This is a genomic window from Cupriavidus gilardii (assembly GCF_013347325.1).
GTDB lineage: Bacteria > Pseudomonadota > Gammaproteobacteria > Burkholderiales > Burkholderiaceae > Cupriavidus > Cupriavidus gilardii.
In genome coordinates this window covers 204,792-223,862 of the sequence record NZ_CP054624.1, presented here as the reverse complement: position 1 = coordinate 223,862, position 19,071 = coordinate 204,792, and the positions used below count along the sequence as shown (strand labels likewise).

General features: G+C 68.9%; 11 protein-coding genes and 1 pseudogene. 2 read left to right on the top strand and 10 right to left on the bottom strand.

Annotated elements, in window-relative coordinates; all coding sequences use genetic code 11:
* Positions 1-138: 138 nt before the first annotated feature.
* Positions 139-1,299 carry a Bug family tripartite tricarboxylate transporter substrate binding protein gene (locus FOB47_RS00975; protein ID WP_174779691.1) on the bottom strand — a complete coding sequence of 387 codons (1,161 nt, stop codon included), beginning with the start codon at positions 1,297-1,299 and terminating at the stop codon, positions 139-141.
* A 249-nt stretch (positions 1,300-1,548) separates the two neighbouring features.
* On the opposite strand from FOB47_RS00975, the gene FOB47_RS00970 reads away from it, so the two are divergent.
* Positions 1,549-2,073, top strand: coding sequence for a GNAT family N-acetyltransferase (locus tag FOB47_RS00970; RefSeq protein WP_174779690.1), 525 nt, complete (start codon positions 1,549-1,551; stop codon positions 2,071-2,073).
* A gap of 184 nt (positions 2,074-2,257) precedes the next feature.
* Here the strand turns inward: FOB47_RS00970 and FOB47_RS00965 are convergent, their stop codons facing one another.
* From FOB47_RS00965 to FOB47_RS00925, 9 genes and pseudogenes are all read right to left on the bottom strand, one after another.
* On the bottom strand, positions 2,258-3,721 hold the full coding sequence (locus tag FOB47_RS00965) for a glutamate synthase subunit beta (RefSeq protein WP_053822657.1): 1,464 nt from the start codon (positions 3,719-3,721) through the stop codon (positions 2,258-2,260).
* Between the two features lie 138 nt (positions 3,722-3,859).
* On the bottom strand, positions 3,860-8,674 hold the full coding sequence (locus FOB47_RS00960) for a glutamate synthase-related protein (protein WP_174779689.1): 4,815 nt from the start codon (positions 8,672-8,674) through the stop codon (positions 3,860-3,862).
* Between the two features lie 301 nt (positions 8,675-8,975).
* On the bottom strand, positions 8,976-9,692 hold the full coding sequence (locus FOB47_RS00955; RefSeq protein WP_174779688.1) for a transposase: 717 nt from the start codon (positions 9,690-9,692) through the stop codon (positions 8,976-8,978).
* Positions 9,693-9,773: 81 nt separating this feature from the next.
* Positions 9,774-10,910 carry a deoxyguanosinetriphosphate triphosphohydrolase gene (locus FOB47_RS00950; protein ID WP_174779687.1) on the bottom strand — a complete coding sequence of 379 codons (1,137 nt, stop codon included), beginning with the start codon at positions 10,908-10,910 and terminating at the stop codon, positions 9,774-9,776.
* A 60-nt stretch (positions 10,911-10,970) separates the two neighbouring features.
* Positions 10,971-12,077, bottom strand: a complete 1,107-nt coding sequence (gene aroB, locus FOB47_RS00945) for a 3-dehydroquinate synthase (RefSeq protein WP_174779686.1) — start codon at positions 12,075-12,077, stop codon at positions 10,971-10,973.
* Positions 12,064-12,699, bottom strand: a complete 636-nt coding sequence (aroK, locus tag FOB47_RS00940; protein ID WP_226994776.1) for a shikimate kinase AroK — start codon at positions 12,697-12,699, stop codon at positions 12,064-12,066. Before aroK ends, aroB begins: the two co-directional genes overlap by 14 nt.
* Positions 12,700-12,887: 188 nt before the next feature.
* Positions 12,888-14,228: pseudogene (locus FOB47_RS00935) on the bottom strand (type IV pilus secretin PilQ); the annotation flags it as partial.
* Between the two features lie 155 nt (positions 14,229-14,383).
* Positions 14,384-15,544 carry a pilus assembly protein PilP gene (locus FOB47_RS00930; RefSeq protein WP_174779684.1) on the bottom strand — a complete coding sequence of 387 codons (1,161 nt, stop codon included), beginning with the start codon at positions 15,542-15,544 and terminating at the stop codon, positions 14,384-14,386.
* Entirely contained in the window at positions 15,531-16,340 is an 810-nt protein-coding gene (locus tag FOB47_RS00925) for a PilN domain-containing protein (RefSeq protein WP_174779683.1), read from the bottom strand. Before FOB47_RS00925 ends, FOB47_RS00930 begins: the two co-directional genes overlap by 14 nt.
* Positions 16,341-16,691: 351 nt before the next feature.
* Here FOB47_RS00925 and FOB47_RS00920 point away from each other — a divergent pair, with 351 nt between their 5' ends.
* A complete protein-coding gene (locus FOB47_RS00920) occupies positions 16,692-19,070 on the top strand; it encodes a penicillin-binding protein 1A (RefSeq protein WP_174779682.1) in 2,379 nt (792 codons plus the stop codon).
* Position 19,071: the final 1 nt, after the last annotated feature.

Sequence of the window (19,071 nt, the reverse complement as noted above, 5' to 3'; positions counted from 1 at the left end):
CGGGCAATGCGCCCGCGATGAAATGCTGCAGGGCAGCGCGACGTGCACTATCGGGCGACGAAGGGCCGACGAGGGGCCGACGAGGGAGCAACGAGGGGCGACGAGGGGACGACAAAAGCGGCGCACGCCGCGGCGCAATCAAGGTTCGACCGGCCTGCCTGCCTGGCGCAGGATCACCTGCCACTGGATCGATTCCGAGCGGATCGAGGTCGCGAAGGCCTCGGGCGAGTCGCGCAGCGGCGTCAGCCCGACCGATTCCAGCCGACGCCCGACGTCGCCCTCGCGCATGACCTCGTCCAGCACCGTGGCCAGCCTGGCGACGATGGCCCGCGGCGTCTTGGCCGGGGCCAGCACGCCCAGCCACGGACCCGCGCCGTAGCCGTCGAGTCCACTCTCGTGAAGAGTCGGCACGCCAGGAGCCAGCGGCGAACGGGCCGATCCCGCCACGCCGAGCAGCCGCAGCGTACCCTCCCGCACATGCTGCTGGACCGGCGCGAAATTGCAGAAACAGGCGCTGATCCGGCCCGCCAGCATCTCCTGCACCAGCGCCGCCTCGCCCTTGGCGGTCACCAGCGGCACGCCGTTGGGAATGCCGCGCACCGCGTATTCCGCATACAGATGCGCCGGCGTGCCGGCCTGTGCCGTGCCGACGCTGTAGGCACCGGGATTGGCGCGCACCGCCGCGATCCATTGCTGCGGTGTGCGGATCGGCAGGCGGGCGTCGATCACCAGGAACAGCGGCATCGCGGCGACGCGCGCCACCGGCGTGAAATCGCGCACCACGTCGTAGGGCAGCGGCTCGACGCCGGACTGGATCAGCATCGTCGACTGGTGCAGCAGCAGCGTATGGCCGTCGGAACTGGCCTTGGCCACGACGTCGCCGGCGGTGGTGCCGTTGGCGCTGGGGCGATTGTCGACCTCGACCGGCACGCCCAGCCTGGCGGCCAGCTTCTCGGCCAGCGTGCGCGCGATGGCGTCCGGCACGCCGCCGGCGGGAAACGGCACGACCAGCCGCAGCGGGCGGGCGGGAAAGGACATCGAGGCGGAGCGCGCGGCGGCGCCCGATGGCGCGGCGGACGGCGTGGCGGGCTGCGCGTTGGACTGGGCGGCCGGCGGGGCAGCCAGCCCGCCGCTGACCGGGCCGAGGAGAGCCGACAGAAGACACATCACGACCACCGCGCGCCCGGGGCCGGCCGCGGCGCGCGGCCGCGCGCCAGGTGCGCCGGTCGCCGTCACGGCGGGGAAGTGCAACGTCGCCTTACCTCGCCAAAGCCGCGCAAGCATGCGTACTTCGGGCATCAAGATCCTCCGGGGCGCCGCGCTGGTGGGGCACCTGGATTGGCTGACAGGGGTGAGCGAGGCAGCGTTGTTCTTGCTTGGGACGATTGTACGAAGCCGGTTCCGGCCAGCACAAACCGCGTTAACCATAGCCGGGTCAACCCGGAAGCACTTCGCGCGGACGTCCATCGCGCGCAGGTCCATCGCTGGAAGCACTGCGCCGGGCGCGCTTCGCCAGGCCGCATGCCGGCGCGCCCTATAATCCGCGCCATGTCCGAATTCCTGTTGCGGCCGATGGCGGCGGCCGATCTGCTCGAAGTGCTGGCGGTGCAGGCGCAGTGCTACCGCCCCGAACTGATCGAATCGGCCGACGCGCTGGCCAGCCGGCTGGCGCTGGCGCCGACGCTATGCTGGGTCGCCACGCACGCCGATGCGCCGCAACGGCTTGCCGCCTATCTGCTGACCCACCCGTGGCCGCGCGAGTCGCTGCCGCCGCTGGACGGCGTGTTGCGGCACGACGCGCCCGCCGACTCACGCCTGACCTGGTTTATCCACGACATGGCGGTGGCGCCTGCCGGACAGGGGCAAGGCCTGGCGAAACGGCTCTACGAGAAGGCCCGGCAGGGGGCGAAGCAGGCCGGCCTGCGCTGCTCGCGGCTGATCGCGGTACAGAGCGCGGCGCGCTGGTGGCAGGGGCTCGGCTATGCACCGGTGGCGCTTGCCGGGGAAGCGGCGACCAAGCTGTCGCGCTATGGGAAGGGGGCGGTGGTGATGGGGAAGGAAATCGGGGCGTAGTGTCGCAGGACGGTGGCATGGCGCATGCCCCGCTGCCCGCTGTCGGCTGCCCTCTCCCCGGCCCTGTCCCGCCAGCGGAGAGGGAGAACCCGATCGCGTGGACAGTTCTGCCGGTCGGCTCCCCTCTCCCGCTGGCGGAAGAGGGGTTGGGGGAGAGGGCAAGCGCCCCCCCCCGGCAACCGCCTCAGCGCGGCAGTTCCGAATGCCCCATCAGGAAGGCATCGACCGAGCGCGCGGCCTGGCGGCCTTCGCGGATGGCCCAGACCACCAGCGACTGACCGCGGCGCACGTCGCCGGCGGCGAACACCTTCGGCACATTGGTGTAATAGGCGCGTTCGCCTTCGGTGGAGGCCTTGGCGTTCTTGCGCGCATCGGTGTCGACCCCGAACGCTTCCAGCATCGAGCCCACCGGGTTGGTGAAGCCCATCGCCAGCAGCACCAGGTCGGCTTTCAGCACGAACTCGCTGTCGGGCACTTCCTGCATGCGGCCGTCCTTCCATTCGACCCGGCAGGCCTTCAGCGCGGTGACCTTGCCGTTCTCGCCGATGAACTCCTTGGTCGCCACCGACCAGTCGCGCTCGCAGCCTTCCTCGTGCGACGACGAGGTGCGCAGCTTGATCGGCCAGTACGGCCACACCAGCGGCTTGTTCTCTTCTTCCGGCGGCTGCGGCAGCAGTTCGAACTGGGTCACCGAGACGGCGCCATGGCGGTTCGACGTGCCGACGCAGTCCGAGCCGGTATCGCCGCCGCCGATCACCACCACGTGCTTGCCGTCGGCGCGAATCTCGTTGGGACCGTCGCCGGCCACTTCCTTGTTCTGCGGAATCAGGAATTCCAGCGCGAAATGCACGCCCTGCAGCTCGCGTCCCGGCACCGGCAGATCGCGCGGCACTTCGGCGCCGCCGGCCAGCACGACCGCGTCGAACTGGTCCATCAGTTCCTGCGCCGAGATCGTTTCGCGCGCGTAGTTCTTGATGCCGGCCGGCAGCTTGCCGTCGGTCACCATCACGCCGGCGCGGAAGGTCACGCCCTCGGCCTGCATCTGCGCCATGCGCCGATCGATCAGCGCCTTCTCGAGCTTGAAGTCGGGGATGCCGTAGCGCAGCAGGCCGCCGATGCGGTCGTTCTTCTCGAACACCGTCACGTCGTGGCCGGCGCGCGCCAGCTGCTGCGCGGCCGCCAGGCCCGCGGGACCCGAGCCGACCACGGCCACGGTCTTGCCGGTCTTGTGCGCCGGCGGCTGCGGCTTGACCCAGTCCTCTTCCCAGGCCTTGTCGCCGATCGCGCGCTCGATCGACTTGATGCCGACCGGGTCTTCATTGATGCCGAGCGTGCAGGCGGCCTCGCACGGCGCCGGGCAGATGCGGCCGGTGAACTCGGGGAAGTTGTTGGTCTGGTGCAGCACGTCGATCGCCGACTTCCAGTCCTGGCGATACACCAGGTCGTTGAAGTCCGGGATGATGTTGTTGACCGGGCAGCCGTTGTTGCAGAACGGGATGCCGCAGTCCATGCAGCGCGCGCCCTGCACCTTGGCTTCGTTGTCGCTGAGCCGGAACACGAATTCCTTGTAATGCCGGACCCGCTTCGGTGCCGGTTCGTAACTCTCGCTCTGGCGCGGAAATTCGAGAAAGCCAGTCGCCTTGCCCATGTCGCTTCCTTGGGTTGTGCTCGGGGCGCAGCGCGACGCGCGCGCCCCGTTGTGAGGTCATAGTGGTGTGGTGGACCGCGCGGCGGCAGCGATTCGCCACCGTTGCCGCCCGCGCCGTCCCGGCTGCGGTGCCCGCCCTCAGGCGGCGATCGCCTCGCGGTCGCTGTCGCGCGCGGCCTGTTCCTTGGCGTACATCTCGCCCAGCGCCCGCTTGTACTCGGTCGGGAAGACCTTGACGAACTTGCGGCGCGCCGTGGTCCAGTCCGACAGCAGCGCCTTGGCGCGCTCCGAGCCGGTGAAGCGGAAGTGCTGCTCGATGAGGCCGCGCAGGATCACCTCGTCCAGCTGGCGCTTGCCGCCGAACTTGTGCCAGCTCGCCGCGCTCTGGCCCTTCTCCTGATCGGCGGCGCCCAGCACCGCTTCGAGCGCGACCATCGAGGTGTTGCAGCGCTTGTCGAACAGGCCGTCCTCGTCATAGACGTAGGCCACGCCGCCCGACATGCCGGCCGCGAAGTTGCGGCCGGTGGCGCCGAGCACCACCACGGTGCCGCCGGTCATGTACTCGCAGCCATGGTCGCCGGTGCCCTCGACCACTGCGACGGCGCCCGAGTTGCGCACCGCGAAGCGCTCGCCGGCCACGCCGTTGAAGAAGGCCTCGCCCGCGATCGCGCCGTACAGCACGGTGTTGCCGACGATGATGTTGCGGGTCGGATCGCCGCGGAACTCGTGCGGCGTGCGCACGATCACGCGGCCGCCCGACAGGCCCTTGCCGACGTAGTCGTTGGCGTCGCCCACCAGGTCCAGCGTGATGCCGTGCGCCAGGAACGCGCCGAACGACTGGCCGGCGGTGCCCTGCAGCTGGATGTGGATGGTGTCGTCCGGCAGGCCCTCGTGGCCGTACTGGCGCGCCACCACGCCCGACAGCATCGCGCCGACGGTACGGTTGACGTTCTTGATCGGCTGGATGAACGACACCCGCTCGCCCTTGTCGATGGCCGCGCGCGACTTGGCGATCAGCACGTGATCGAGCGCCTTGCCCGATTCCGGCGCCAGGCCGTGGTCCTGCGTATCGGTATGGAAACGCGGCTGCTCGCCCGGGAACGGCGGCTGATAGAAGATGCGCGAGAAGTCCAGGCCGCGCGCCTTCCAGTGTTCGATGCCGGCACGGGTGTCGAGCAGGTCGGCGCGGCCGATCAGCTCGTCGAAGGTCCGGATGCCCAGCTGCGCCATGATCTCGCGCGCTTCCTCGGCGACGAAGAAGAAGAAATTGACGACGTGCTCGGGCTTGCCCTGGAATTTCTTGCGCAGCACCGGGTCCTGCGTGGCGACGCCGACCGGGCAGGTGTTCAGATGGCACTTGCGCATCATGATGCAGCCCTCGGCGACCAGCGGCGCGGTGGCGAAGCCGAACTCGTCGGCGCCCAGCAGCGCGCCGATCACCACGTCGCGGCCGGTCTTCATCTGGCCGTCGGCCTGCACGCGGATGCGGTTGCGCAGACCGTTGAGCATCAGCGTCTGCTGCGTCTCGGCCAGGCCGAGTTCCCACGGCGTGCCGGCATGCTTGATCGACGACCACGGCGAGGCGCCGGTGCCGCCGTCATGGCCGGCGATCACCACGTGGTCGGCCTTGGCCTTGGCCACGCCCGCCGCAACCGTGCCGACGCCCACTTCGGACACCAGCTTGACCGAGATGTCGGCCTGCGGATTGACGTTCTTCAGGTCGTGGATCAGCTGCGCCAGGTCCTCGATCGAATAGATGTCGTGGTGCGGCGGCGGCGAGATCAGGCCGACGCCCGGCACCGAATAACGCAGCTTGCCGATGTAGTCCGACACCTTGTGGCCCGGCAGCTGGCCGCCCTCGCCGGGCTTGGCGCCCTGCGCCATCTTGATCTGGATCTGGTCGGCCGAGGCCAGGTATTCGGCGGTCACGCCGAACCGGCCCGAGGCGACCTGCTTGATCTTCGAGCGCAGCGAATCGCCGTCCTTCAGTTCGATGTCGCGCTCGACCACGTCGTCGCCCAGCAGGCTCTTGAGCGTGTCGCCGTTCTTGATCGGAATGCCGCGCAGCTCGTTGCGATAGCGCTTCTCGTCCTCGCCGCCCTCGCCGGTGTTCGACTTGCCGCCGATGCGGTTCATCGCGATCGCCAGCGTGGTGTGCGCCTCGGTCGAGATCGAGCCGAGCGACATCGCGCCGGTGGCAAAGCGCTTGACGATTTCCTTGGCCGGCTCGACTTCCTCCAGCGGAATCGCCTTCGACGGATCGACCTTGAACTCGAACAGGCCGCGCAGCGTCATGTGGCGGCGGCTCTGGTCGTTGATCAGGTTCGCGTATTCCTTGTAGGTCTGGTAGGCGCCCTGCCCCTCGTTGGCGCGCACCGAGTGCTGCAGCTTGGCGATCGAGTCCGGGGTCCACATATGCTCTTCGCCGCGGATGCGGAACGCATATTCGCCGCCGGCGTCGAGCATGTTCTCCAGCACCGGGCTGTCGCCGAAGGCGTCGCGGTGCAGGCGCAGCGCTTCCTCGGCGACCTCGAAGATGCCGATGCCCTCGACGTTCGACGCGGTGCCGTGGAAGTACTTCTGCACCAGTTCGCGCGACAGGCCGATGGCCTCGAAGATCTGCGCGCCGGTGTACGACATGTAGGTCGAGATGCCCATCTTGGACATCACCTTCTGCAGGCCCTTGCCGATCGCCTTGATGAAGTTCTTGATCGCCTTGTCGGCCGACAGGTCGCCCGACAGGCCGCCGGCCATCTCGGCCAGCGTCTCCATCGCCAGGTACGGGTGCACCGCCTCGGCGCCGTAGCCGGCCAGCAGCGCGAAGTGATGGACCTCGCGCGCCGAGCCGGTCTCGACCACCAGGCCGGTGGACGTGCGCAGGCCCTTCTCCACCAGGTGATGGTGGATCGCCGAGGTGGCCAGCAGCGCCGGGATCGCGACGTGCGACGGATCGACGCGACGGTCCGACACGATCAGGATGTTGTAGCCCGACTTCACCGCATCGACGGCCTCGGCGCACAGCGACGCCAGGCGCGCCTCGATGCCTTCCTTGCCCCACTGGGCCGGATAGCAGATGTCGAGCTCGTACGAACGGAACTTGCCGCCGGTGTAGTGCTCGATGTTGCGGATCTTGGCGATGTCCTTGAAGTCCAGCACCGGCTGGGACACTTCGAGGCGCATCGGCGGGTTGATGTTGTTCAGCTCGAGCAGGTTCGGCTTCGGCCCGATGAAGGACACCAGCGACATCACCATGTTCTCGCGGATCGGGTCGATCGGCGGGTTGGTGACCTGGGCGAACAGCTGCTTGAAGTAGTGGTACAGCGTCTTGTTCTTCGACGACAGCACCGCCAGCGGCGAGTCGTTGCCCATCGAGCCGGTCGCCTCTTCGCCGGACAGCGCCATCGGCGCCATCAGGAACTTGACGTCCTCCTGCGTGAAGCCGAACGCCTGCTGGCGGTCCAGCAGCTTGGCCGCGGGCTTGGCCTCGGAGGCGACGTCCTCGGGCTTCGCGTCGATCTCGTCGAGCTTGATGCGTACGGCGTCGATCCAGCTCTTGTAGGGCTTGGCGTTGGCCAGGTTGTCCTTCAGTTCCTTGTCGTCGATGATGCGGCCCTGCTCCATATCGATCAGGAACATCTTGCCCGGCTGCAGGCGCCACTTCTGCACCACGCGCGACTCGGGGAACGGCAGCACGCCGGCCTCGGAGGCCAGCACCACGACGTCGTCCTCGGTCACGTAGAAGCGCGCCGGACGCAGGCCGTTGCGGTCCAGCGTCGCGCCGATCTGGCGGCCGTCGGTGAAGCAGATCGCCGCGGGGCCGTCCCACGGCTCCATCATCGCCGCGTGGTACTCGTAGAAGGCGCGACGGTTGTCGTCCATCAGCGTGTGCTGCTCCCACGCTTCCGGAATCATCATCATCATCGCGTGGACCAGCGGGTAGCCGGCCATCGTCAGCAGCTCGAGGCAGTTGTCGAACGACGCGGTATCGGACTGGCCCGGATAGATCAGCGGCCACAGCTTGGGCAGGTCCTCGCCCAGCACCGGCGACGAGATCGCGCCGGTACGCGCGTTGATCCAGTTGACGTTGCCCTTGACGGTGTTGATTTCGCCGTTGTGGGCGACCATCCGGTACGGGTGCGCCAGCTCCCAGGCCGGGAAGGTGTTGGTCGAGAACCGTTGGTGGACCAGCGCCAGCGCCGACACGGCGCGCGCATCCTGCAGGTCGCGGTAGTACTGGCCGACCTGGTTGGCCAGCAGCAGGCCCTTGTAGACCACGGTGCGCGCCGACATCGACGGCACGAAGTACTCCTTGCCGTGCTTGAGCTTGAGCGCCTGGATCGCGTGGCTGGCGGTCTTGCGGATCACGTACAGCTTCCGCTCGAGCGCGTCGGTCGTCATGATGTCGCGGCCGCGGCCGATGAAGATCTGGCGGATCACCGGCTCGGTCTTGCGCACGGTCGGCGACATCGGCATCGCCGCGTCGACCGGCACGTCGCGCCAGCCCAGCACGACCTGGCCTTCCAGGCGGACGGTGCGCTCGAGCTCCTGTTCGCAGGCCAGGCGCGACGCGTGCTCCTTCGGCAGGAAGATCATGCCCACGCCGTACTCGCCGGCCGGCGGCAGCGTGACGCCCTGCGCGGCCATTTCCTCGCGATAGAACTGGTCGGGAATCTGGATCAGGATGCCCGCGCCGTCGCCCATCAGGTGGTCCGCGCCCACCGCGCCCCGGTGATCCAGGTTCTCCAGGATCTTCAGGCCCTGCAGGATGATCTCGTGGCTCTTCTTGCCCTTGATATGGGCGACCATGCCGACGCCGCAGGCGTCATGCTCGTTGGCGGGGTCGTACATGCCTTGCGCCTGCGGGCGCTCGGCGCTGGCGTGGGTCTGCAGCGCCTGTTGGGCCTGTTGGGCCTGCTGGGCCTGCTCGGCCGGCGGGAATTGCGATTGGTCCACGGGCTTCGATTCCGGTGAGGGCAGCGCGCCTCGTGTGGCATCGGCCGGAACGGCGTTCGCGTGCAGTCCGGTCGGACGTGATTGGCAGCGAAGGGGACCGCAGCGGCGTACACAGGACGTGACGCGCCGCACAATGAATGTGGGTGGAGCAAATATAAAAGAATCGTCCGAGTCCCGCAAAAAAATAAAATAGGGTCAGATCATATTATTTCATGCCCTGTTTTGGTGATGGTCATTAATTGGGGACATATTATGATTGCACCAATTCGGGGCGCCGCTCCGACCCGCCGCCGACACCGTTTCAGGACGTTGCCGGAGCCTCGGCTTCGGTCGTCGCGCGTTTCGGCCGGCCCTTGGGCAACGGCTGCACACGCCGTTCCGCGTGGCGCTCCAGTCCGCGCAGGAAGGCTTCGCTGCCGAGAGGCCAGCCGCTGTGCGCGTGTTTGCGCAGCGTGGCCAGCGTGCTGGACGACAACCCTTCGGCCGCCAGCGACTGGTAGCGCGATTGGCGCTCGAACGGTGTATTGCCAAGCGCCCAATAGGCGGAGTGATCGCTCACAAAGGGGCTCGCCTCGAGGCCGACGTGATGGCGGTGGCTGCTCCAGCGGTCTTCCTCCGGCGTGTTGGCTTCGCCGGCGCGGACCGCATTGCCTTCGACATAGAGCATCGCCGGCAGCAGCCAGGCGTCCGGCTCCAGCACCGCGGAGCGGAAGCGCCCTTCCCACAGCGTGCCGGTGCGGTTGGCGACCCGATTGAAGTAGCGGGCGTAGCGGCGTCCGACCGCCTGCATGGTCAGGCTCAACGCGTCGTCGCGCCGCGGCGTCGCCACCAGGTGGATATGGTTGGGCCGCAGCCCATAGGCGTGCACCGCCAGATCGTGCTCGCGCGCCGCCATGCGCAGGCAATCGAGGTAGAAGCGGTAGTCGTCCGCGGTCAGGAAGACCGGCTGGCGGTTGTTGCCACGTTGCAACACCAGTGCCGGCAGGCCGGTCGGAGAGAAGCGGGGAAGTCGAGCCATGGCGCCATCGTGTCAATGCGATGGCGCCATGATAGCTGATCTGTCCCTATTTTTTTGATTGGGCGGCCCCCCGGCCGGCCATCAGTTCTGCTCGCCGACGGCGAACATGCGCCGATGCTCCCGAATCGCGTAGCGGTCGGTCATGCCGGCGATGTAGTGGGCGATCAGCCGCGGCTGGTCGCCGCCGTGGGCCGCCTGATATTGCGGCGGCAGCAGGCGCGGGTCGCCCATGAACGCCTCGAACAGGTCGTCGATGATGCGCTGGGCCTTGGCCGACATCCGCATCACCAGGTAGTGGCGGTACAGATGGCGGAACAGGAAGCGCTTGAGCGCCTGTGCCTCCTCCCTGACCGCCGGGCTGAACGCGACCAGCGGCCCGGCGGCCCGCACCGCGTCGATGTCGGCCGGCCGCGCCGCGGCGATATTGCGGCGGGTCGTCTCGATCAGGTCGACGATCAGCGTGTTGATCATCCGGCGGACCGTCTCGTTGATCAGCCGGCGGCCGTTGATGCCCGGATAGGCCGCGATGACCTCGGCGCGGTGACGGCCCCACATCGGCACCTCTTCCATCTGCTCGAGCGTCAGCAGCCCCGAGCGCAGCCCGTCGTCGATATCGTGATTGTTGTAGGCGATCTCGTCGGCCAGATTGGCCAGTTGCGCCTCCAGCGACGGCTGCGTGCCCTCGAGGAAGCGCCGCCCCAGCTCGCCCAGCGCGGCGGCGTTGACGCGCGAGCAATGTTTCAGGATGCCCTCGCGCGTCTCGAACGTCAGGTTCAGGCCGTTGAAGCCGCCGTAACGCTCCTCCAGCTCGTCCACCACCAGCAGGCTCTGCAGGTTGTGCTCGAAGCCGCCGTGGTTCTTCATGCAGGCGTTCAGCGCATCCTGCCCGGCGTGGCCGAACGGCGTGTGGCCGAGGTCGTGCGCCAGCGAGATCGCCTCGACCAGGTCCTCGTTCAGCCGCAGGTTGCGGGCGATCGACCGGGCAATCTGCGCCACCTCGAGGCTATGCGTCAGCCGCGTGCGAAACAGGTCGCCCTCGTGATTGACGAAGACCTGCGTCTTGTATTCGAGCCGGCGGAACGCGGTGCTGTGGATCACGCGGTCGCGGTCGCGCTGGAATTCGCTGCGCGAGGACGACGCCGGTTCGACATGGACACGCCCGCGCGACTGCGCCGAGTGCGCGGCATAGGGAGCGAGATGGCTTTCGAGGTCGGTCATGCGGCAATCCGGTTGGGCGATGCGGGCATCGTCTGAGGGTTGCGAGGCATGGCCGACCGCTTACGCGACCGGTGCCTCGGCGGGACGTTTCAATACGGCATGCTGCAGCGTGGCACGCAGGTCGGCATCGGGCACGCTGGTGATCAGGGCCTCGCCCAGCTTCTTCAGCAGAATGAACTTGATCTGGCCAGCCTCGGCCTTCTTGTCGACCTTCATCAGTTCGATGTAGCGGTCCACGCCGAGGTCTGGCGCGACGACCGGCAGCATCGCGGCGGCCACCAGCCGCTCGATGCGCGAGCGCGTCTCGATGTCGATGAAGCCCAGCCGCAGCGACAGGTCCGCGGCCATCACCATGCCGCAGCCCACCGCCTCGCCGTGCAGCCATTCGCCGTAGCCCATGCCGGCCTCGATCGCATGGCCGAAGGTATGGCCGAAATTGAGCGTGGCACGGATGCCGCCTTCGCGCTCGTCGGCCGCCACCACCGCCGCCTTGATCTCGCACGAACGCCGCACGGCCAGCGCCAGCATGTCGGCGTCGCAGGCGTTGAGCGCGCCGATATGCTGCTCGATCCAGCCGAAGTAGTCGGCGTCGGCGATCGCGCCATGCTTGATGACCTCGGCCAGGCCCGCGGCCAGTTCGCGCGGCGGCAGCGTCTTCAGCGTGCCGATATCGGCGATCACCGCCTGCGGCTGGTGGAAGGCGCCGATCATGTTCTTGCCGAGCGGATGGTTGATGCCGGTCTTGCCGCCCACCGACGAATCGACCTGGGCCAGCAGCGTGGTCGGCATCTGCACGAACGGTACGCCGCGCATGTAGCAGGCGGCGGCAAACCCGGTCATGTCGCCGACCACGCCGCCGCCGAGCGCGATCAGCGTGGTCTTGCGGTCGGCGCCGGCGCCGAGCAGCGCATCGAAGATCAGGTTCAGCGTCTGCCAGTGCTTGAAGGACTCGCCGTCGGGCAGCGTCACCGTGCGCACGATCTTGCCCAGACCGGCCAGCGTGGCTTCGACGCGCGCCGCGTACAGCGGGCCGACGGTCTCGTTGGTGACAATGACGGCGTGGCGGCCACGGATATGCGGGGCCAGCAGTTCGGCGCGGTCCAGCAGGTCCGCGCCGATATGGATGGGATAGCTGCGCTCTCCCAGGTCGACTTCAAGCGTGATCATCGGTGTTGGTATCTTTGGCCGGCTCGATGCCGGCATCGCCGCGGGCATCGTCTGGAACATCGTTGCGGGGATCGTTGCCGCCGGCCGCCGCGGCGATCCAGCCGGACATCTCGAGTTGCATCAGCACCATATTAGCAAGCTGGGCTACCGAGGGCTTGCCGGTCTCGATGACGAAATCGGCCACCTCGCGATAGAGCGGGTCGCGCTCGGCATACAACGCCTCCAGGCGCGCCTTCGGGTCCTGCGTCTGCAGCAGCGGCCGGTTGCGGTCGTGCCGCGTGCGCAGCCACAGGTCGTGCGGGCTGGCGCGCAGATAGACCACGGTGCCGCGCGCCTTCAGCCGGCTGCGGTTCTCCGGCCGCAGCACCGCGCCGCCGCCGGTCGCCAGCACGATGCCCTGGCGCTGCGTCAGCTCGTCGATCATCTGCGCCTCGCGGTCGCGAAAGCCGCTCTCCCCTTCGTGATCGAAGATCACCGGGATGCGAACGCCGCAGCGCGCCTCGATCTCATGGTCGGAATCGAAAAAGGAATAGCCGATGCGGCGGGCTACGGTGCGGCCGACAGTGGTCTTGCCGGCGCCCATCAGGCCGACGAAAAAAAGGTTCGGACGGGAAGCGGTCACGGATTCGCGGCGAGCCGATCGGCGCTCTGCAGGCGGCTCGCGGGTTGGAAACGGCATCATCTTCTTATGTCGGGCCCGGCGGGGCAAGACCCGTGCAGCCGCGCGGCCGGCACCGGCGGCCGATCTTCGGCGGAATTCGCCCGATCCTGCCGCATGCCGGCGCCGCCGCTGCATTTGCGGGCCTCAGTCTACTGCATCCCGCCTGGCGGAGCGCGCGAATCGGCGCGGGCCGGCGCGGCGGCATCGTGCAGGATGCGCGGGGTCAGGAAGACGAGCAGCTCGGTGCGGTCGCGCCAGACCGCGCGGCTGCCGAACAGGCGGCCGAGCAGCGGGATATCCCCGAGCAGCGGCACCTTGGCGGCATCGCCGCGCTCGGCGCGCGTATAGATGCCGCCGATCACCGCGGTGCCGCCGTTCTCGAGCAGCACCTGGGTCTGCACGTGCCTGGTATCGATCGCGAAGCCCTGCGTGGTCTGCACGCCGACGCTGTCCTTGCTGACGTCGACGTCGAGCAGCACCTGGCCCTCGGGCGTGATCTGCGGCGTCACCTCCAGCTTCAGATTGGCCTTGCGGAACTGCACCGAGGTCGCGCCGCTGGAGGTGGCCGCCTGGTAGGGCAGCTCGGTGCCCTGCTCGATCAGCGCCTTGATGTTGTTGGTGGTGACCACGCGCGGACTCGACACGATCTTGCCCTTGCCGTCGGCCTCGAGCGCCGACAGCTCCAGCGCGACGAAACGGCTGGCCGCGCTGTTGAACAGGCTGACCGCCAGATGGCCCGGATCGGCGCCATGCATCGCGCCGGCCGGCAGACTGAGCAGCGGGCCGGGCTGCCCGGCCGCGCCGGGCATCACGTCGGACAGCGTATCGGCGATGCGGCCGCGCCCGTATTGCGCGGCAAAGCTCAGCTTGACGCCCAGGTTGCGGCTGAACTTGTCGTCGGCCTCGACGATGCGCGCCTCGATGATGACCTGGCGCACCGGCACATCGATGCGGGCCAGGAAGGCAGCGATCTGCTGCAGCCGTTCGGGCAGGTCCGAGACGAACAGCTGGTTGGTGCGGGCATCCGCCGTCAGGCTGCCGCGCCGGGACGGCAGCCGCAGCGCAGAAGCGCCGGCCGATGCGCCGTGCCCTTGCGAACCGCCGTATGACGCCGTGCCCGCCGGCGCCCCGGATCCGCCGCCGAGCAGCAGCCGGCGGACGTCGTCCGCACGCTGATAGTTCAGCTGGAACACCTGGCTTGCGACCGGCTCCAGATCAGCCAGTTGCTGCCGCGCCTCCAGTTCCTGCCGGTCCCGTGCCGCGAGCTCGGCGCGCGGCGCGACCCACAGCACGTTGCCGTCGCGCCGCGACGCCAGGCCCTTCGCATCGAGCACGATGCGCAGCGCCTGCTGCCAGGGCACGTCCTTGAGCCGCAGCGTCAGATTGCCCTGCACGCTGTCGCTGGCGACCACGTTCAGGTCGGTGAAATCCGCGAAGACCTGCAGCAGCGCGCGGACATCGACGCGCTGGAAATTCAGGGACAGGCGCTCGCGCGGGGGCGAGGACGACGGCCAGGCAACGGCCTCGGCCGCCGACGCTTCGACCGTGGGCACGGCGAGCGCGCGCAGCGGAACCGCCCACGGCATGGCCAGCGCAAGCGCGAACGCCAGCATCCGTCGCATCAGCCGCCGCGGCAGGGGCACGATCATGCCGGCGCACCGAGCGCAAGGCGGGACGTCGTTTCGATCCATCGATCCTCCCCGTTCCAGACGCGTTCGCGCAGCACGATCTCGTCCCGGCCGATGCGCACCACGACGCCATCGCGGCGGCCCAGACGCTGTCCCGCCTGTACCGCCGCGACCAGGCCATCGTCGCCATCGACGCCATCGACCCGCACCAGACCGTAGGCGCGGCCCCCGCCGTGCAGGCTGCCGACCATCCGCATCTGCTCCAGCGCATACGCCTCGAGCGGCTCCCGCGCCCGTGCGTGGCGCGCGGCGGCCAGCGGATCGTCCGGCGGTCCGATCAGCGGCGCCACCAGCCGCGCGTAGGCGAAGGGATCGGCCGCCGCCGGGTCGGCGTCGCCGGCATGGCCGGCATGGCTGGCACGGTTGGCATCCGGCAAGGCCAGCCGAGGCGGCGAACCTGGCGGTGTCGGTGTCCATGACGTCGGCGGCGGAGCCTGGGCCGCGGCTTTGCCGCGCGATGTGCGCGCCGCCCGCTGTTTCGCCTCGCGCTCCACGGCATCGAGCGCGCGGTAGGCCAGCGCGACCGCCTCCATCGTCAGCCCGCCGCCCTCGCTGCCGCCCTTGCCGACCGCCAGCTGCATCGACTGCAGCGTCACCAGCCGCGGCAAGGCGGCGATATCGGCCAGCCAGGCGGTGATCTCGCGAAATCCGCCGTCGACGCGCAGCCTCAGCGGAATCCGGGCGAAGTCCTCGCCCGCCGCCGCGGGCTGCGGCTGGAACAGCGCGATCCGAAGCCCACGGGCCGCGGCGAGCGCGCTCAACGTGACCAGCAGATCGTCGACGCCGCCATGCTCGGGCAGATGGCGCTCGCGTATCGTCAGCGCCTGCGTCAACCCGGCCAGGCGCCGTCGCGTCGGCTCGGCGCTCGCTGCCTCGGCCGCCTGCCGCGCGACGGACTGGCGCAGTGCGGCCTGCTCGGCCCGCCGGCTGTCGAGCAAGGCAAGCTTGTCGCGCCAATGCCACTGCCAGCCGGCCGCCAGCACCGCGCCCGCGACGAGCATCGGCCACAACGCAAGCCCCGGGGCAAACCCGTGCCGCGCGCCGGCATCGCCTTGCGCCGCGTCCCCGGGCCAGCAGGTCGAGGCGTACGGGAGCTCGTCGTCGTCATGCGGGCCCATCCGCGCCCCTGTGCGGCTGCGCCGGCGTTGGCGTGGAAGCGCCGACCGTGCTGTCCGTGCCTGTGGTGTCGAACGGGCGATAGACCAGCCGCACCGAGAACGCGAATCCCGCCGCCTGGTCCGCCGTGCCCGCGGTACCGGCTTCGAAAGATTCCGCCCGGGACTCGATCAGCTCGGCCCGTGCCAGCCACGGCAACGGTTCGAACCCGCGCAGCAATGCCGCGACCCGCTCGTGACGGCGCGCCACGCCCTCGATCGTCACCGTGTCGCCCTGCTGACCGATGTTGCGCAGCTGGACCCCGGGCGGCACATGGCGGGCCAGCGCATCGTGCAGTCGAGCCGGCCGGAGGCGGTCGCTCAGCAGCGCATCGAGCGCGCTGCCGCGCCGGCTCGCCACGGCGATCTCCTGCCGCAAGCGGGCCGCCTCGCGCGCCGGCGCTTCCCATTGGCGGGCCCGCTCGGCCAGCGTGCGGTTCTCGCGCTCGACAGCCGCGATTCGCCGATCGACGCCATAGCCGCCCACCAGCACGGCGGCTCCGGCGAAGCCGGCGGCGGCGCGCCATCCCGGCCGCAACGAACCGGCCCGCCGCGCCAGATGACGCGCCAGACGCCGTGTCAGACGCCGTGTCAGACGCCGTGCGACACCCGCTGCGCGATGCCATCCCCAACGCCAGATGCCTTGCCTTCGCACGATCCCGGTCCCTCCGTCGAACCTTTGTTCCGGGCGCGGCGTTGAACTCGGCGGCGCGACGGCGGCTCTAACCGGCGCTTCCACTGCTGTGCGCCGATCCAGCATCGCCAATCCGCCGCAACCTGCCGCCAATCCGCCACCAACCCGCCGACCCGCCGCTTGCCTGCCCGTTCGTTGCCGACACCGCGATCCGTGCCACGATCGAGGGCGCGCCGATGGACCGATTCTCGGCAGCCAGCCATGGCACCGGCAATGCGACGCCATGCCCATCGAGCCGGTTTTCGCAAGTCACGACGCGATTGCGCTTGGGCCGCGGGCGCCCATACTGGTATTGGCGGCGGCGATTTCCGACCTTACAACTTGTAACAGCATGGATGCGCCCGCCACGGCACTACCCGCCCGGGAGCCGCGAACGCGAGCGATATAATCCGGGCACCTCCAACTAGGTATTACCCAATGGCTACTGCACAACAGAAGCCGGCCAAACCGGCTCGCCGCCCGCTGTGGATACGCGCCAGCTACTGGGCGCTGGGCCTGATGGCCGCGGGTGTCGTCACGGTGGCCCTGCTGCTCGGCTACGCGCTTCTGGTCGCGGCACCGAACCTGCCGTCGCTCGACACGCTGACCGACTACCGTCCGAAGATCCCGCTGCGCATCTACACCGCCGACAACGTGCTGATCGGCGAATTCGGCGAGGAGCGGCGCAACTTCGTGCCGATCGCCGAAATCCCCGACGTGATGAAGAAAGCCGTGCTGGCGATCGAGGACGACCGCTTCTACGAGCATGGCGGCGTCGACTTCATCGGCGTGCTGCGCGCGGGCCTGGCGAATCTGCGCGGTGGCCTGTCGCAGGGCGCGTCGACCATCACGATGCAGGTCGCGCGCAACTTCTTCCTGTCCAGCGAGAAGACCTACACGCGCAAGATCTACGAGATGATGCTGGCGTACAAGATCGAGGCGAACCTGAGCAAGGATCAGATCCTCGAGCTGTACATGAACCAGATCTACCTGGGACAGCGCGCCTACGGCTTCTCCAGCGCCGCGCGCGTCTACTTCGGCAAGTCGATCAAGGACGTCACGGTGGCCGAGGCGGCGATGCTGGCCGGCCTGCCCAAGGCCCCGTCGGCCTACAACCCGGTGGTCAACCGCAAGCGCGCCAAGGTGCGGCAGGAATACATCCTGCAGCGGATGCGCGACCTGGGCTATATCACGCCGCAGCAGTACGACGAGGCGGTGCACGAGGAACTGAAGGTCCGCAACGAGGGCAACGAGTTCTCGACCCACGCCGAATACGTGGCCGAGATCGTGCGCCAGCTGATGTACGCGCAATACCGCGAGGAAACCTACACGCGCGGGCTGACGGTCTACACCACGCTGACCAAGGCCGATCAGGACGCGGCCTACGAGGCGGTGCGCGCCGGCATCATGAACTACGAGCGCAAGCACGGCTATCGCGGTCCCGAGGCCTTCATCGACCTGCCGTCGGATCCGGCCGAGCGCGAGCAGGCGATCGACGACGCGCTGGTCGAGCATCCGGCCAGCGACGACATGCGTTCGGCGGTCGTCACCGCGGCATCGAGCAAGCAGGTGCGCGCGGTGCTGCTGTCCGGCGAGGAGGTGGTGATCGAAGGCTCGGCGCTGCGCTATATCGCGCCGTCGCTGGCGGCCAACGCCCAGCCCAAGGTCAAGATCCGTCCCGGCGCGATCATCCGCGTGGTGCAGAACGAGAAAGGCGCGTGGTCGGTGGCGCAGCTGCCCGAAGTGGCCGCGGCGTTCATCTCGCTGAACCCCGAGGACGGGGAGATCCGCGCGATGGTCGGCGGCTTCGACTTCAACCGCAACAAGTTCAACCACGTCACGCAGGCGTGGCGCCAGCCGGGTTCGAGCTTCAAGCCGTTCATCTATACCGCCGCTCTGGAAAAGGGCTTCTCGCCGGCCACCGTGATCAACGACGCGCCGCTGTCGATCGGCCCCGATACCGGCGGCCAGGTGTGGGAGCCGAAGAACTACGACGGCCGCTTCGAAGGTCCGATGACGATGCGCCGCGCGCTGGCCAAGTCGAAGAACCTGGTGTCGGTGCGGATCCTGCGCGCGATCGGCACGCAGTACGCACAGGAGTTCATCACGCGCTTCGGCTTCGATGCCGACAAGCACGCGGCCTATCTGCCGATGGCGCTGGGCTCGGGCAGCGTGACGCCGCTGCAGATGGCGGGCGCCTATTCGGTGTTCGCCAACGGCGGCTATCGCATCAACCCCTACCTGATCCAGCGCGTGGTCGACGCGCGCGGCAACGTGCTGTCGGAGACCAAGCCGCAGCGCGCCGGGGAGGACGCGGTACGGGTGCTGGACGCGCGCACGGCCTTCATCGCCGACAGCATGCTGCGCGACGTGGTGCGCACCGGCACCGCGTACACGGCCAAGCAGCGGCTGGGCCGCAACGACCTCGCCGGCAAGACCGGTACCACCAACGATGCGGTCGATGCCTGGTTCGCCGGCTATACGCCGAAGCTGGTGGCGGTGGCCTGGATGGGCTACGACCAGCCCAAGAGCCTGGGCGTGCGCGAGACCGGCGGCGGCCTGTCGCTGCCGATCTGGATCAGCTACATGTCGAAGATGCTCAAGGGCGTGCCCGAGAGCCCGGATCGCCAGCCGCCGGAAGGCGTGGTGATGGTGGCCGGCGACTGGACGCTGGAAGAGAATGCCGGCGGCGCCGGCGTGGCCTCGGTGGGCCTGGGCGATCCGTGGCCGGGCAAGGCGCCCGATCCCGCCGCGCCGTCGGCGGCAGACCTCGAGCAGGAAAAGCGCCGGATCCTGGAGATGTTCGGCGGCGGCTGAT

Bases quoted from the DNA above. Each gene is read 5' to 3' on its own strand.
- FOB47_RS00975 (WP_174779691.1), bottom strand. From the start codon at position 1,299: ATGCCCGAAGTACGCATGCTTGCGCGGCTTTGGCGAGGTAAGGCGACG.
- FOB47_RS00970 (WP_174779690.1), top strand. From the start codon at position 1,549: ATGTCCGAATTCCTGTTGCGGCCGATGGCGGCGGCCGATCTGCTCGAA.
- FOB47_RS00965 (WP_053822657.1), bottom strand. From the start codon at position 3,721: ATGGGCAAGGCGACTGGCTTTCTCGAATTTCCGCGCCAGAGCGAGAGT.
- FOB47_RS00955 (WP_174779688.1), bottom strand. From the start codon at position 9,692: ATGGCTCGACTTCCCCGCTTCTCTCCGACCGGCCTGCCGGCACTGGTG.
- FOB47_RS00950 (WP_174779687.1), bottom strand. From the start codon at position 10,910: ATGACCGACCTCGAAAGCCATCTCGCTCCCTATGCCGCGCACTCGGCG.
- aroB (WP_174779686.1), bottom strand. From the start codon at position 12,077: ATGATCACGCTTGAAGTCGACCTGGGAGAGCGCAGCTATCCCATCCAT.
- FOB47_RS00930 (WP_174779684.1), bottom strand. From the start codon at position 15,544: ATGGGCCCGCATGACGACGACGAGCTCCCGTACGCCTCGACCTGCTGG.
- FOB47_RS00925 (WP_174779683.1), bottom strand. From the start codon at position 16,340: ATGCTGGATCGGCGCACAGCAGTGGAAGCGCCGGTTAGAGCCGCCGTC.
- FOB47_RS00920 (WP_174779682.1), top strand. From the start codon at position 16,692: ATGGCTACTGCACAACAGAAGCCGGCCAAACCGGCTCGCCGCCCGCTG.